Here is a 13922-nt window from a genome sequence, read left to right as displayed (position 1 = left end):
ACCCCTTGGTGCTCTGCGCCGACCACCTCACGGCGCTCTGCCCAGCATGGCAGCGGCACGGCCGTGCGCCGGGTCGCCTCGCCGCGCATCCGGTGCGGGGTCAGGCGTCGCGCGCCGCGCGCACCTGCTCCCACTCGTCGAGGAGCTTCGGGAGCTGCTGCTCCAGAAAGCGGTAGAACCCCGCCATGTCGCGCAGGCGCTCCGTGGCCGGCGACGACGGGTCGCCCACCGCGGCGATCCCGGAGTCCGCCTGCGCCGCGAGCACCCCGTACACCGGGCTCTGCCGCACCAGCGAGGCGTACCAGTCGCTCGGCAGCTCGTAACGGTCGCGCCGGCTGCCGTTCTGGGAGACCCGGCGGATGATGCTGATCGTCTGCAGATAGCGAACGGCGCCCGAGATGCTGGCCGCGCTGCTGTCGAGTCGTTCCGCCAGCTCGGAGGCCGTCATCCCGGGCGCTTCGGTGACCGTGAGGGCCATCAGAACGCGCGCCGGCATCTTGGGGAATCCTGCCGCGGTCAGCACCGAGGCGGCGTGCTCCATCACCTCGGTCAACGCGCGCTCGTCTGTGGCCACGGCCCTATCCTTTCATCCGATCGCGAAGTCCCTGCGTCGCACCAGCACTGCCGCCAGCACCGCCGCCACGATGGCGATCCCGAACATCCAGTACCCGCCGGTCCAGTCCGGAGTGCCGACCACGACGGGCGTGTGCGAGAACGGCGACAGGTCGTGCACCTCCTTCGAGAGCCCGATGAGCCCGCCGAAGATGCCGACGAAGGCGCCGAGGCCGAGCAGCGTCCAGGAGAGCCCGATGGTCCAGCTCGGCAGCAGCGTGAACACCAGCGACAGCACGCCCAGGTAGACGAGCGAGACCGGGAGCTGCGCCGCCGCCGCCGCGAACGAGGCGTTCATGACGCTTCCGTCCTCCCCGGCCGAGACCGCCGACAATCCGGATGCGACGGCCGCCGCCAGCAGCACCAGCACGATCGCGACGACACCGACGGTGATGAACGAGAGCAGCCAGCGCACACGCGACAGCGGCGTGGACATCAGGATCTCCGCCGAGCCGCTCGCCTCCTCCTGCCGCATCCGGATGACGACCTGCGTCGCGCAGGTGGCGGCGATCACGCCCACGATCGAGAAGATCGCCGAGATGAAGATCTGCGTGAGCGGCCCGGATCCGCCGGGCCCGATCGCCCCGATCGCCTTCCGGATGCTCGCGAGACTGGGGTCGTTCGCGATCGACGAGCTCACCACGCTGCCCAGCGCGCCGGCGAGCAGTCCGGTGAACAGGCCGCCGATGACCCAGCCCAGGATGGTCGGCCACTGCAGCCGCCACGCGAGCCCCACCGGCCCGGACAGCATCGCCCGGGCATCCCGTCGTCCCGCGCGCTCCGGGATGAGCCCGGCCCCGCTGTCGCGGACCGACTGCAGCCAGAACACGACGGCCATCAGCACGGCGGCCAGCCCGAGGTCGAGCAGCAGCGGACGCCAGTCGTTCGCGGTGTACGCGGCGGACTGCTCGCCCCAGCCGATCGGGGTGAGCCAGCTCGGCCAGGTCGAGATCATGTGGGTGCCGTCGCCGGTCACCGTTCCGGTCGCGTCGCCGATGCCGCGCAGGATGTACGCGAGCACCACGATTCCGGCAGCGAAGCCGTTGGCGCCGCGCGAGGTCATCATGAGCTGAGCGAGGAGCAGGCCCACGGCGAGGAACGCGATGCCGGCGCCGCCGACCGCCGCCCCGGCCGTGAGGGAGCCGTCGAGCGGGAGCCCGGAGGCGGCGAAGGCGAGGCCGGTGAGCACCGCGAGCACGACGTTCGCCAGCACACCGTGGATCAGCGTCGCGACCGTCGGCAGGATGCGCGCGGCGGGCGTCGACGCGACCAGTTCGGCGCGTCCGCTCTCCTCCTCGGCGCGCGAGTGCCGCACGGCGAGGAACGTGCTCATCAGACCGGCGAGCAGTGCGAGGAAGGTGTAGATCTCGAAGAAGGTGACGGAGGCGAGTCCGGTGCCCTGCGGCAGGCCGCGCAGCATCAGGATGGCCGGGTTCGCGATCGCCAGCTTGACCAGTTCGGCGCGTCCGGCGGGATCCCCGTAGGTGTTCTGGATGCTCGCGGCCGAGAACATCGCCAACAGCGCGATGACGACGATCCAGACCAGCAGCTGCCAGCGGTCACGACGGATGCGCTGCCGCAGCAGCACGCCCAGCGTGTGGACGTGGCTCTGCCGGCGGGCGGGAGCGTTGGCGCTCCGGCTTGAGAGGGGCTCCGCGGTGGGGGCCGACGTCGCGGTGCTCATCGCGCGCTCGCCCCCGTCAGCTCGTCGCCGTAGTGGCGCAGGAACAGCTCTTCGAGCGAGGGCGGTGCGACCGTGAGTCCCTTGGTGTCCAGTCCGGCGAGCGCGGACAGCACGCCGGCGAGCGCATCGCTGTCGGCGGTGAAACGCACCCGGCCGTTGTCGACCTGCAGGTCGTGCGCCTGCGGGATACGGGCCAGTTGCTCATCGGTGACGCCCTCGGAGGCGAACGAGATCTCGGTGCGGGTCAGGTGCCGCAGCTCGGTCAGGGTCCCCGTCTCGACCGTCTTGCCCGACCGGATGATGCTGACGCGGTCGCAGAGCTGCTCCACTTCCGACAGGATGTGGCTCGACAGCAGAACGGTCGCCCCGTCGGCGGCCACCCGGGCGATCTCCCGGTTGAAGGTCGCCTCCATCAGAGGGTCGAGCCCGCTGGTCGGCTCGTCGAGGATGTAGACGTCGGCCGGGGTGGCGAACGCCGCGACGAGGGCCACCTTCTGCCGGTTGCCCTTCGAGTACGCGCGCCCCTTCTTCGACGGGTCGAGCTGGAACACGTCGGTCAGACGCTTCTTGCGCTCGGCATAGGCCTTCTTGTCGTCGGTGCCGCCGCGCAGGCGGGCGAGCAGGTCGATGGCCTCCCCTCCGGAGAGATTGGGCCACAGGCTCACATCGCCGGGAACATAGGCGATGCGACGGTGCAGGTCGACCGCGTCCTTCCACGGGTCGCGACCGAACAGGGTCGCGGTGCCACCGCTGGACTTGGCGAGACCGAGCAGGATGCGGATGGTCGTGGACTTCCCCGCGCCGTTCGGGCCCAGGAATCCATGCACCTCACCGGCGCTCACCGAGAGGTCGAGCCCGTCGAGGGCCCGCACACGACCGAATCGTTTCTCGAGGCCGGTGGCCTCAATCACTGTATTCATGAGCGGGACTCTACGCCGTTTTCACAAATTTGTGAAAACTTCTAACGAAATCCTTACGCCGTGTCTTCTGCGCCCCTCAACGAAACGAGATCAGGTCAGGCCGGGGATGACGCGGGGCCGTCCGGCTCATCGCCGACGAACATCCCAGATGCCCGGCCACCGGACTGCACCAGCTCTTCGATCCAGTCCCGGTTGATGCCGGCCGTGCGCGAACCCGAGTAGTAGAAGTGGATGGGCACACCGTTGTCGACCCAGATCGCGTGCCGGCCGCTTCCGCGCTCCACCGGCACGGGCCAGGTGAGGAAGAAGTTCTCGCCGCGGCGCAGCTTGCTGCTGATCGCGATCTGCAGGTGGAAGAGGACGCGGTCGTCGAGCTCGTAGCCTTCGCCGTCGTAGAAGAGAGTTCCCACGTCAACCTTTCGCGTTCCCCGCCGGCGGCGGTCATCCCAAGAATACCGGGCGACCGTTGTACCGCGCTCATCGCGGTAGCGTTGTCCCACACACCCTCGACTCGTTGCGGAGGCAGATTCGATGATCGTCAACAGGCTCACGGTCGACGGCAAGGACTACTTCCTGCCCGACCCGGTCGACGAACTGCGTGCGAAGATCCTGGAGGCCGTGAAGTCCGGCGGCGGATACGTGAACATCCCTCCCCTGCGCTCGGGCCCTGGCATCGACATCCTGTTCTCCCCCGGCATGCCGGTGACGTGGACGCAGATCGATGTGGGCGGCGAGCAGCCCCCGCGGTCGGCCGACGTCGACGTCGACGGACTCGACATCTAGCTCCCGAGCAGCCCCGCCGCGCGCGCCCAGCCCTCGAACGCAGCCCGCGGCGCCGGACGCGCGATGAGATAGCCCTGCGCGCGATCGCAGCCGAGCTCCGCGAGCATCCGGAGTTGCGACTCGTTCTCGACGCCCTCGCCGACCACGCGCAGGCCCCGTCCGTGGGCGAAGTCGATCGCCGCTGCGACGACACCTGTCGCCTGGCGTACGACCATGTCGCGGTCCAGCTTGAGCTCGGTGGCCCGCAGGTCGACCACGCGCTGCACCGACGAGTGGCCGATGCCGAAGTCGTCGATCGAGATCGTCACCCCGCGCTCGCGGAGGGCGTCGAGTCGTGGCGCCACCGCATCCACGTCGTCGATCGCATCCGATTCGGTGATCTCGAGGATGAGCCGCGACGGGTCCGCGACCGAGCTGCCGGAGGCCCCACCGAGCACGCCATCGAGGTCTTCGAAGAACCGATCGCCGGCGAGCTGCACCGGCGCGACATTGACCGCGACCTCGACGTTCCACCCCTCGCGCGCCCAGTCCCGGATGCACGCACAACTGTCCATCAGAACGGAGCCGCCCACCTCGTGCATGAGTCCGTTCTGCTCGGCGAACGGGATGTAGGCGTCCGGCATGACCGTGCCGAGCGCCGGATGCTCCCACCTGCTGAGGGCCTCGACGGCGACGACGCGACCCGTACCGATCTCGATCTGCGGCTGGAAGTACACGACGAGCTCGTTGCGCGCCGCGGCGCCGGGGAGGTCGGCGGCGAGGCGTTCGCGATCGATGGCAGCGTGTGGCATGTGCGCGACAGTGCGCGGATGCCGGGCAGAAGTCAACCGTCCGGAAGGGTCGGATTTCGGCTCGTATACTCCGGTCCCCGAACCGCGCCGGCACGGGGGCCATACTCCTGGTGACGCCCCCGGTTCTACCGCTGACCCCGGCGGATTCCGTGCCGGATAATGGAGATCGCCCGAATTCATCGGCGCCCGGTCCCAGACCCCGACTGGAGCAGCATGTCCCCGCACCCGTACCCGACCGACCCGACCCCTCTGATCGACGAAGTGCCCGCCGATCGCACTTCATCCACCCTCACCGCCTCCGACCCCGCCCCTGATCCCGCGGCGGTCCTGCGCCGCAACAACATCACCGTGACGGGCGACCCGAACGGCAGACCGATCGTGTTCGCCCACGGCTTCGGCTGCAGCCAGGAGATGTGGAGCCGCGTCGTCCCCCACTTCGAAGCCGACTACCGGGTCGTCGTATTCGACCACGTCGGCTCCGGCGGCTCCGACCTCGCCGCCTACGACGCAGCCAAGTACGACTCGCTGCACGGCTACGCGGACGACGTCGTCGAGATCCTCGAGGCGCTCGACCTCACCGATGCGGTCTTCGTCGGCCATTCGGTGAGCTCGATGATCGGCGTGCTGGCGGCCGGCGCCCATCCGGAGCGGTTCGGCGCCCTCGTACTCGTGGGGCCGTCGCCCCGTTACGTCAACACCGACGGGTACGTCGGCGGCTTCGAGCAGGCCGACATCGATGCCCTGCTCGATGCGCTCGACGCCAACTACCTCGGCTGGTCGGCGACCATGGCGCCCGTGATCGCGGGCAACCCCGACCGCCCGGAGATCGGCGGCGAGCTGACGGAGAGCTTCTGCCGGACGGACCCGACGATCGCCGGACACTTCGCCGCGGTGACCTTCCTCTCCGACAACCGGGACGATCTGGCGAAGGTCGTCACGCCGACCCTGGTGATCCAGTGCGCCGACGATGTCATCGCGCCGGATGCGGTGGGCACCTACGTGCACGAGCACATCCCCGGCAGCGCGCTCGTGCGCCTTCACACCACGGGTCACACCCCGAACCTCTCGGGGCCCGACGAGCTGACCCGAGCCGTGCTCGACTACCTGCGATGACGATTCCGGATGCGGGGAGCGCGTCGGCGACCGCCGCCTCGCTCTACGATCTCGCACCCTGCGGCCTGATCACCACGGCGCCCGACGGTACGCTCACGCACGTCAACGACACCTTCCTCGCCTGGACCGGCTACACAGCCGACGCGGTGATCGGGCGACGCTTCCTCTCGCTGCTCGACGGCGGCGGCAAGCTCTTTCACGAGACGCGCTACCTGCCGTCGTTGCGGCTGCGCGGCGAGGTGCGCGAGATCGCGCTGAACATCGTCGCCGCCGACGGCACGGTGCTGCCCGCCCTCCTCAACTCCACCGCCGAGATCGACGAGCACGGGTCGCAGGTCGCGGTGCACAGCGCGCTCTTCGACACGACCGAGCGCCAGGACTACGAGCGCCAGCTGCTGGCTGCCCGCCGCTCCGCCGAGGCGTCGGCGCTGCGGCTCCGCGCCCTGCAGAACGCGTCGGCCGCCTTCGGCGCTGCACGGGATGACAGCGAACTGGCCGCCGCCATCGCGGCGAGCGCGGCGGATGCGTTCTCGGCGGCGCGCGTGGCGGTCACCCTGACCGACGACGCCGGTGGCTTCGAGCGGGCGGCCGGCGATGGGCCCGTGGCCGCGCTCGCGTCGCTGATCGACGACGCCGAGACGGAACTGGCCGCCGGCGAGGTGCTGATCGTGCAGCGCGCCGAGGCGCCGGCAGACGTCGCCGCCGAGTTGGAGCGGACCCGGGTCGAGACCGCGACGGTGGTCGGGCTAGTGGACGGAGGCACGGCGATCGGCATGCTGAGCTGCTTCCACGCGCGCGTCCGCGATGTCGACGCGGTGCAGATCGAGCTGCATCAGGCGCTGGCGCGACAGGCCTCCCAGGCCCTCATCCGCATTCGTCTGCAGAAGGAGCTCGAAGCGATCGCACACTTCGACCCGCTGACCGGGCTCGCCAATCGAAATGTGCTGCGCTCGCACATCGCCGACGTGATGCGGCGCGGCGGGGCGGCCCAGCAGCCGATGGCCCTCGTGTTCCTCGACCTCGACGGCTTCAAGGCCATCAACGACGAGGTCGACCACAGCGCCGGGGACGACGTGCTCCGCGCCGTGGCCGATCGCCTCCGAGCCTCGGTCCGGCGGGCGGACGTCGTGGGCCGTTACGGCGGCGACGAATTCATCGTGGTGTGCGAGAACACCGACGAAACCGCGGCGGCGGCGGTCGCCGAGCGCATCCGCGTGGCACTGACGGAACCGCTCGCGTCGCCGCTGCTCCCGCACGGACTCACGGCGAGCATCGGCGCGGCGGTGCACCTGCCGTCAGACCCGCCTCAATTGGTGGCGATCGACGTGTTCCGGATCGCGGACCGCGCGATGTACCACTCGAAGCGCAGCGGCAAGGACCGGGTGACCGTCCTCACCGTGTAGAGCGGGACGGCCAGCCGGGACGGCCGGTCAGCCCGCGACGGGGGCGGTGCGCTCCACGACGAAGATGGTCCCCGGACGCGCGAGCTCGACCGGCCCGTCGAAGCGCGTCTGCGCCCGCACGGCCGCCTCCTCGCCCGACAGCCCGAGCGCGACATGTGTCACGATCAGCCGTCCGGCGCCGGCTCTGGCCGCCGTCGCGCCGGCCTCCTCGGGAGTGTGGTGCGCCGCCTTCTCGCCGAGATCGTGCCCGGCCGCGCCCGCCTCGCACAGCAGCGCCTCGCATCCGGCCGCCAGCTCGTCGAGCGCGGCGCAGGGCGCTGTGTCGCCCGAGTACGCGAACGAGCCGTCCGGCCCGTCGACGCGCAGGGCGAACCCGGGGACGTCGTGGTCGACCGCCCGCCACGACAGTGTGAGGTCACCGATGACGGCGGAGCCCCCGGCCGGCGACGCACCCAGGTCGGCGAAGCCGAACACCAGGTCGAGCCCGGTCTCCGCGCTCCCGCCCAGGAAATCGACGAGCCGCTCGCGGAGCGCGGTCGGCGCGAACAGCGGGATGGGGGGACGCGGCTCGACATCTCCGAACCGGTAGGCGTAGTACGCCGTGAGCAGGTCGGACGTGTGGTCGGCGTGCGTGTGCGAGATCCAGATCGCGTTCACGTCCTCCAGCTGCACATGACGCTGCAACTCGGCGAGGGTGCCCGGTCCGGCATCCACCCAGATGGTCGTGTCGCCGCTCTGCACCAGATAGCCCGAGCAGGCGTTGCCGGGGCGCGGATAGTGGGTCGCGCCACCCAGAGTCGTCACCCTCATGGGCCGATGCTACGCGAAGGGGCGCCGGAAGTGTCGGTGCAGCCTGTCGCCCGGTCGCGATAGCGTGAGGCCGTCGTGAATCTCCTCCAACGCCGCCCGGTCGACCGGGACATCCTCCGTCTCGCCGTGCCGGCGCTCGGTGCTCTCGTCGCCGAACCGATCTTCCTGCTCGCCGACTCGGCGATGGTCGGGCACCTGGGTGTGACACCCCTGGCGGGTCTCGGTATCGCGAGCGCGATCCTGCAGACGATCGTCGGCCTGATGGTCTTCCTCGCCTACAGCACGACGCCCGCCGTCGCCCGGCGGCTGGGCTCGGGCGACGAGCGCGGGGCCGTCGCGGCCGGCATCGACGGATGCTGGCTCGCGGTCGGTCTCGGAATCGTGCTGGCGGTGGGTGGCTGGTTCGCGTCGCCCGCCCTGGTCAGCCTGTTCGGCGCGCCCGCGGATGTCGCGGCCGCCGCCACGCGCTACCTCGAGCTCTCGATGCTCGGCCTCCCGGCCATGCTGCTCGTCTTCGCCGCGACGGGCCTGCTGCGCGGGCTCCAGGACACCCGCACGCCGCTCGCCGTCGCCGTAGGCGGGTTCGCGGTGAACATCCTGCTCAACTTCCTCTTCATCTACGGCCTGGGCCTCGGCATCGCCGGCTCGGCGATCGGAACGGTGGCCGCCCAATGGGCGATGGTGATCGTCTACCTGGTGATCGTCGCCCGGCACGCGCGCCGCGTCGGCGCCCCGCTGCTCCCCCATCACACCGGGCTCACGCACACCGCCCGCTCGGGCGGCTGGCTCTTTCTGCGAACGGCGAGCCTGCGAGCGGCGATGCTGCTCGCCGTGTTCACCGCGACGCGACTGGGACCGGATGAACTGGCTGCCTTCCAGGTGACGATGACGGTCTTCGCCACGGTGGCGTTCGCCCTCGATGCGCTGGCGATCGCCGCTCAGGCGCTGATCGGCAAGGGACTCGGAGCCGGTGAACTGGAGACCGTGCGCGCGATCCTGCGGCGCTGCCTCCAGTGGGGCGTCGGCGCGGGGATCGTGCTGGGCGCCATCGTCGTGGTGACCAGCCCGTTCGCCGCCGCGCTGTTCACGAGCGACCCGTCCGTGGCGCTGCTGCTGCCGGTCTCGCTGGCGATCATCGGGATCGGCGCTCCGCTCGGCGGTTACGTCTTCGTGCTCGACGGGGTGCTGATCGGTGCCGGCGACGCGCGGTACCTGGCGCTGACCGGGCTGACGAACGTGGCGGTCTTCGTGCCGATGGCGCTGGCAGTGGGCGCGTGGGGCGGCCACGACGCATCCGGGCTGGCGTGGCTGACGGCGGCGTTCGCGTTCGGGTACATCGGCGCCCGCGCGCTCACCCTGGGGCTGCGCGCACGAACGACGCGGTGGATGCGCGCCGGCGCGACCGCCTGAGCGCTGCCGCTCGTTCGCAATTCCGGAACTCTCGCGCGGCTACGCCCGATGTTCCGGAGTTGTGCGGATCCGGTCGCCGCGTCGTCTCGATCGTCCGGAGTTGTGCGCATCCCGTCGGCGTCAGTGCTGCGTCAGTGCTGTCAGTGCTGTCAGTGCTGGGTCAGTGCTCCGTCAGCCACTCCCGGGCAGCGACGACGAGCGCGCGCACGCCGGTGTCGATCGTCGGCTGCGCGAGGGGCGCGAAGTATGGCGAGTGGTTCGACGGGATGTCCGTGTCGACCGTTCCCGCCGCCATGGCCGCCGCGACGGTCGCGGGGTCGCCGCCGCCGAGCATCCAGTAGACGAGCGGAACGCCCGCCGCCGTGGCGAGGTTGCCCACGTCTTCGCTGCCCGAGATCGCGCCGGGATCGAAGATCCGGTCTTCCCCGAACTCGGACGTGAACGCCGCCGTCACCCGCGCCGTCGCCTCGGGCTCGTTCACCGTGACCGGGTACCGCTCGCCGAACTTCACGGTCGGCTCTTCGACGGCACCGGATGCGGCCGCCTCGGCCCGGACGATCCGGTCGACCGCGCCGAGCACCCGCTCGCGGACTTCCTCGCTGAAACTGCGCATGCTGATGCCGAGCGTCGCCTTCGGCGCGATGATGTTGTTCGCGCTCCCCGCGTGCAGCGATCCGACGGTCACGACCGCGGTGTCCTGCGGCGCGATCTCACGCGAGACGACGGTCTGCAGACGCAGGACCGTCGCGGCCGCCATCACCACCGGGTCGATCGTCGTCTCCGGACGCGACCCGTGCCCGCCGCGACCGTGCAGCGTGACCTCCATCGTGTCGACGGCCGCCATCGCGGCGCCGGAGTGCGCGCCGAGCATCCCGCTCGGGAGCGGCGTGACGTGCTGACCGAGCACGACATCCGGCGTCGGAACCTTCTCGTACAGGCCGTCCTCGACCATCACCTGTGCGCCGCCGCCGTGCTCCTCGGCCGGCTGGAACAGCGCGACGAGGGTGCCCGACCACTCGGACCGGGAATCGGCGAGCGCCTCGACCGCGCCCAGCAGGCACGTGATGTGGATGTCGTGGCCGCAGGCGTGCATGACGGGAACGGTCGCTCCCGTCTCATCGACGACGGTCTGCGTCGACGCCCACTCCAGGCCGGTCTCCTCCCGCACCGGAAGCGCATCCATGTCGGCGCGCAGCAGAACGGTGGGGCCGTCGCCGTTGCGCAGGATCCCGACGACGCCGGTCCCGCCGATCCCGGTGACGACCTCGAGGCCGAAACCGGTCAGGTGATCGGCGACGATCCCTGCGGTGCGAAGCTCGGCGAACGCGAGCTCGGGGTGGCTGTGGAGGTCACGGTACAGGGCTTCGAGATCCATGCGTCCACCCTATGCGGCGCCCCGGCGGGTTCGGATGCTCGACCCGTTCGACGCGCGGCGGGGTCGGGTCGCTCTCCCCTGGCTCCGGATGCTCGCGGGGCCGGGAGCGCGAAGGGTCCGCTCGCCCGCACAACTCCGGAAGGTCGGGTCGACACGCCGCTCGGATCGGCGCAACTCCGGACGCTGGACCGGATCGGCAGCGGATGTTCCGGAGTCACGAAGGTGGGGCGGCGCGCAGGTGGCCCCGGTCTGGTCGCAGCAGCATCCGGTCACGCGCACAACTCCGGAAGGTCGGGTCGACACGCCGCTCGGATCGGCACAACTCCGGAAGCCGGACCGGATCAGGGCGCATGTTCCGGAGTTGCGAACGGAAGGCCCGGGCGCCGGTGGCCCCGGTCTGGTCGCAGCAGCATCCGGTCACACGCACAACGCCGGAAGGTCGGGTCGACACGCCGTCCGGATCGGCACAACTCCGGAAGCCGGACCGGATTGTGGGCCGATGTTCCGGAGTTACGAAGGTGGGGTAGCGCGTCGGCGGGCAGGTGCCGGGCGCGGCGGGGCCGCCGTCAGGCGCCGGGCGCGGCGGCGCGCGGCGCGGCCGTGGTGTTGCCGAGGTGGAACACGCTCGTGAAGGTCGCGGGATGCGCCACCGAGCCCTCGAGCATGTCCACGATCGCACTGCCGGCCGCGCGGCCCTTGTCGATGGCCGGCTGCACCAGCGTCGTGAGGTCGTAGGGCCAGAGGCCGTCGACGCGCACGCCGTCGAACCCGACGACGCTCACGTCGTCGGGCACGGACAGGCCGATCTCCTCGGCCGCACGGATGACGCCCGCCGCGAGCAGGTCGCTCTGCGCGATGATCGCCGTCGGGCGCCCGGAGGGATCATCGAGCAGCGCGTGCCCCGCCAGGCGGCCCTCCTCGACGAAGGAGCCGCGCGTCACGTAGCCGCCCGCATCCGGGAACACATCGCGCGCCCCGGCCAGGCGTTCGAGCGTGGTGTTCGAGCTGCCGGCGGCGACGCGGTCGGGCGTGAGGGGTCCGCGGGTGCGGTCGCGGTCGAGTGAGAGCGTCACCAGTGCCACGTCGCGGTGCCCGAGCTCGCGCAGATGCTCGGCGGCGACGCGGGTGGCCTCCCGGTTGTCCTGCCCGATCGTGAGCACGCCGTCGCTGGGGTCGCCCTCGATGGCCACGAGCGGGATGCCGCGCTGGCGAAGCATGGCGACCGACTCGTCGAGGCGGGGGCTGCAGCCGATGAGCACCACGGCATCCATCGGCGCGTCCCCGATGCGCTGGGCGGCCTCGCCCGCGTCGGTGAGGATCAGCAGGCCCGCGTCGATCGCGGCGATCTCCTCGGTGATGCCGTCGAGCAGGGCGATCTTGATCGGATCGCGGAAAGCGTCGCGCACGCGCTCTTCCATGACGACCCCGACGATGCCCGAGCGCCCACGGCGCAGCGAGCGGGCGCGGGGGTCGGGACCCGCGTAGTTGAGCTCTTTGGCGGCGGCCAGCACACGGTCGCGGGTGGCGTCGGAGACGGGCCCCGTGCCGCTGAACGCCAGCGACGCGGTCGAGTTGGAGACGCCGGCCAGCCGGGCGACCGCCGCAAGGGTGGGACGGGCGACGGAGGCGGTGCTTGTGTCGTTCACGTGTGGTAGCTTAGTCGAATCGTTTCGATCGAATCGATTCGAGCCCCATTTTCCGAGCATCACCGAACCGCAGGACCGAGCATGTCACAGACGACCCCGACCCCCATGCGCAGCCGCCGAGAGCTGGTGGCCTGGCGCAATGCCGTGTTCGTGATCTTCATCCTGAGCGGCACGGCGATGGCCACCTGGGTGGCGCGCATCCCCGGCGTGCGCGACGGGCTCGGGTTCGGCAAGGACCCGTCGTCGGTCGGCCTGCTCATCCTCGGGATGTCGGTCGGCGCGATCGTCGGCCTCGCCGTCTCGTCGCCGGTGCTCGTGCGCTTCGGGCCGCACAAGGGCATGGTGTCCGGCCTGATGATCGTCTCCGTCGGCCTCGTGTTCGTCGGCGTCGGAACCTCCATCGCCCACTCCGTTCCCCTCGTCGCCATCGGCCTCGTGCTGCTCGGCTTCGGCAACGGGATGGTCGACGTGATGATGAACGTCGAAGGAACCGCCGTCGAGCGGGAGATCGGCAAGACGCTGATGCCGCTGATGCACGCCTTCTTCAGCCTCGGCACCGTGCTCGGAGCCGGCATCGGCGCCGCATCCGCCGCCCTGAGCATCGACGTGTCGTGGCACCTCATCGCTGTCGCCGTCGTGATCGCGGTGATCGCCGTCGTCGCCGTCCGCTACATCCCGCGCGAGGCCGACCTCGGCGACGAAGCGGTGGCTGCGCCGAAGGTGCCGTTCGGCCAGCGGATGCGCGAGAGCCTCGCTGTGTGGGCCGACTGGCGCCTCATCCTGATCGGCGTCGTGATGCTCGGCATGGCGTTCGGCGAGGGATCCGCCAACGACTGGATCTCGCTGGCGACCGTCGACGGGCACGGCCAGACCAACTCGACGGGCGCGGTGGTGTTCGGTTTCTTCGTCGTCGCGATGACGGTCGGTCGCGTGCTGGGCGGGCCGCTCGTCGACCTGATCGGCCGCGTCGCCGCCATCCGGATCACGGCAGGACTCGGCGCCGTCGGTCTCCTCATCTTCATCCTCGGCGGCCCGCTCTGGCTGGTCGTCGTGGGAACCGTGCTCTGGGGCTTCGGCGTCTCGCTCGGCTTCCCGCTCGGGATGTCCGCTGCTGCCGACGGCGCCGCGAACCCGGCCGCCCGGGTGAGCGCGGTGGCGATCATCGGCTACTGCGCGTTCCTGGTCGGCCCTCCGGTGATCGGCTTCCTCGGCAAGGAGTTCGGACTCCTCAACGCCCTGTACCTGATCCTCGTGCTGCTGGTGGCGGCCTTCCTCGCGGCGCCCGCCGTTCGCGAGTCGTCACGGCCGCGTGCCGGCACCCCGGAACCCGCCACCGAGAACGCGGCCTGACCCGGCTCACCCAGGCGCGCCGGCG

At 70.8% G+C, this 13922-nt stretch carries 13 protein-coding genes; 5 read left to right on the top strand and 8 right to left on the bottom strand.

What is annotated here, in order from left to right; all coding sequences use genetic code 11:
• Positions 1-100: 100 nt before the first annotated feature.
• The 4 genes from PKE84_RS07725 to PKE84_RS07710 form a co-directional block, all read right to left on the bottom strand.
• Positions 101-574, bottom strand: a complete 474-nt coding sequence (locus PKE84_RS07725; RefSeq protein ID WP_271176653.1) for a GbsR/MarR family transcriptional regulator — start codon at positions 572-574, stop codon at positions 101-103.
• Positions 575-586: 12 nt separating this feature from the next.
• Positions 587-2296, bottom strand: a complete 1710-nt coding sequence (locus PKE84_RS07720) for an ABC transporter permease (protein ID WP_271176652.1) — start codon at positions 2294-2296, stop codon at positions 587-589.
• Positions 2293-3216 (bottom strand): ABC transporter ATP-binding protein, encoded by a 924-nt coding sequence (locus tag PKE84_RS07715; protein ID WP_271176651.1) that lies wholly within the window; start codon positions 3214-3216, stop codon positions 2293-2295. The genes PKE84_RS07720 and PKE84_RS07715 overlap by 4 nt, the downstream gene beginning before the upstream one ends.
• Before the next feature lie 95 nt (positions 3217-3311).
• Positions 3312-3626 carry a DUF7882 family protein gene (locus tag PKE84_RS07710; RefSeq protein ID WP_271176650.1) on the bottom strand — a complete coding sequence of 105 codons (315 nt, stop codon included), beginning with the start codon at positions 3624-3626 and terminating at the stop codon, positions 3312-3314.
• 121 nt (positions 3627-3747) lie between these two features.
• Between PKE84_RS07710 and PKE84_RS07705 the strand changes: the two genes are divergently transcribed.
• Positions 3748-3999 (top strand): hypothetical protein, encoded by a 252-nt coding sequence (locus tag PKE84_RS07705; protein WP_271176649.1) that lies wholly within the window; start codon positions 3748-3750, stop codon positions 3997-3999.
• Here the strand turns inward: PKE84_RS07705 and PKE84_RS07700 are convergent.
• Complete coding sequence (locus PKE84_RS07700) at positions 3996-4790, bottom strand: EAL domain-containing protein (RefSeq protein WP_271176648.1); 795 nt, start codon at positions 4788-4790, stop codon at positions 3996-3998. The two genes, PKE84_RS07705 and PKE84_RS07700, sit on opposite strands and share 4 nt — an antisense overlap.
• 213 nt (positions 4791-5003) lie before the next feature.
• Between PKE84_RS07700 and PKE84_RS07695 the strand changes: the two genes are divergently transcribed.
• Both PKE84_RS07695 and PKE84_RS07690 read left to right on the top strand, forming a co-directional pair.
• Positions 5004-5903, top strand: a complete 900-nt coding sequence (locus tag PKE84_RS07695) for an alpha/beta fold hydrolase (protein WP_271176647.1) — start codon at positions 5004-5006, stop codon at positions 5901-5903.
• Complete coding sequence (locus PKE84_RS07690; RefSeq protein ID WP_271176646.1) at positions 5900-7306, top strand: sensor domain-containing diguanylate cyclase; 1407 nt, start codon at positions 5900-5902, stop codon at positions 7304-7306. Before PKE84_RS07695 ends, PKE84_RS07690 begins: the two co-directional genes overlap by 4 nt.
• Positions 7307-7333: 27 nt before the next feature.
• Here the strand turns inward: PKE84_RS07690 and PKE84_RS07685 are convergent, their stop codons facing one another.
• Entirely contained in the window at positions 7334-8116 is a 783-nt protein-coding gene (locus PKE84_RS07685; RefSeq protein ID WP_271176645.1) for an MBL fold metallo-hydrolase, read from the bottom strand.
• Between the two features lie 75 nt (positions 8117-8191).
• Here PKE84_RS07685 and PKE84_RS07680 point away from each other — a divergent pair, with 75 nt between their 5' ends.
• Positions 8192-9526, top strand: coding sequence for an MATE family efflux transporter (locus tag PKE84_RS07680; RefSeq protein ID WP_271176644.1), 1335 nt, complete (start codon positions 8192-8194; stop codon positions 9524-9526).
• A 160-nt stretch (positions 9527-9686) separates the two neighbouring features.
• Here the strand turns inward: PKE84_RS07680 and PKE84_RS07675 are convergent, their stop codons facing one another.
• Together PKE84_RS07675 and PKE84_RS07670 are read right to left on the bottom strand one after the other, a co-directional pair.
• Positions 9687-10901 (bottom strand): amidohydrolase, encoded by a 1215-nt coding sequence (locus PKE84_RS07675; protein ID WP_271176643.1) that lies wholly within the window; start codon positions 10899-10901, stop codon positions 9687-9689.
• 566 nt (positions 10902-11467) lie between these two features.
• Entirely contained in the window at positions 11468-12547 is a 1080-nt protein-coding gene (locus PKE84_RS07670; RefSeq protein ID WP_271176642.1) for a LacI family DNA-binding transcriptional regulator, read from the bottom strand.
• An 81-nt stretch (positions 12548-12628) separates the two neighbouring features.
• Between PKE84_RS07670 and PKE84_RS07665 the strand changes: the two genes are divergently transcribed.
• Positions 12629-13897 (top strand): MFS transporter, encoded by a 1269-nt coding sequence (locus PKE84_RS07665; RefSeq protein WP_271176641.1) that lies wholly within the window; start codon positions 12629-12631, stop codon positions 13895-13897.
• Positions 13898-13922 lie beyond the last annotated feature (25 nt).

The organism is Leifsonia poae, from assembly GCF_027921845.1.
GTDB classification, from domain to species: Bacteria; Actinomycetota; Actinomycetes; order Actinomycetales; family Microbacteriaceae; genus Leifsonia; species Leifsonia poae.
Note: the sequence above shows the minus strand (reverse complement) of the source record. Positions and strands in the feature narration are given on the sequence as shown.

Bases quoted from the DNA above. Each gene is read 5' to 3' on its own strand.
- PKE84_RS07705 (WP_271176649.1), top strand. From the start codon at position 3,748: ATGATCGTCAACAGGCTCACGGTCGACGGCAAGGACTACTTCCTGCCC.
- PKE84_RS07695 (WP_271176647.1), top strand. From the start codon at position 5,004: ATGTCCCCGCACCCGTACCCGACCGACCCGACCCCTCTGATCGACGAA.
- PKE84_RS07700 (WP_271176648.1), bottom strand. From the start codon at position 4,790: ATGCCACACGCTGCCATCGATCGCGAACGCCTCGCCGCCGACCTCCCC.
- PKE84_RS07665 (WP_271176641.1), top strand. From the start codon at position 12,629: ATGTCACAGACGACCCCGACCCCCATGCGCAGCCGCCGAGAGCTGGTG.
- PKE84_RS07685 (WP_271176645.1), bottom strand. From the start codon at position 8,116: ATGAGGGTGACGACTCTGGGTGGCGCGACCCACTATCCGCGCCCCGGC.
- PKE84_RS07675 (WP_271176643.1), bottom strand. From the start codon at position 10,901: ATGGATCTCGAAGCCCTGTACCGTGACCTCCACAGCCACCCCGAGCTC.
- PKE84_RS07720 (WP_271176652.1), bottom strand. From the start codon at position 2,296: ATGAGCACCGCGACGTCGGCCCCCACCGCGGAGCCCCTCTCAAGCCGG.
- PKE84_RS07690 (WP_271176646.1), top strand. From the start codon at position 5,900: ATGACGATTCCGGATGCGGGGAGCGCGTCGGCGACCGCCGCCTCGCTC.
- PKE84_RS07715 (WP_271176651.1), bottom strand. From the start codon at position 3,216: ATGAATACAGTGATTGAGGCCACCGGCCTCGAGAAACGATTCGGTCGT.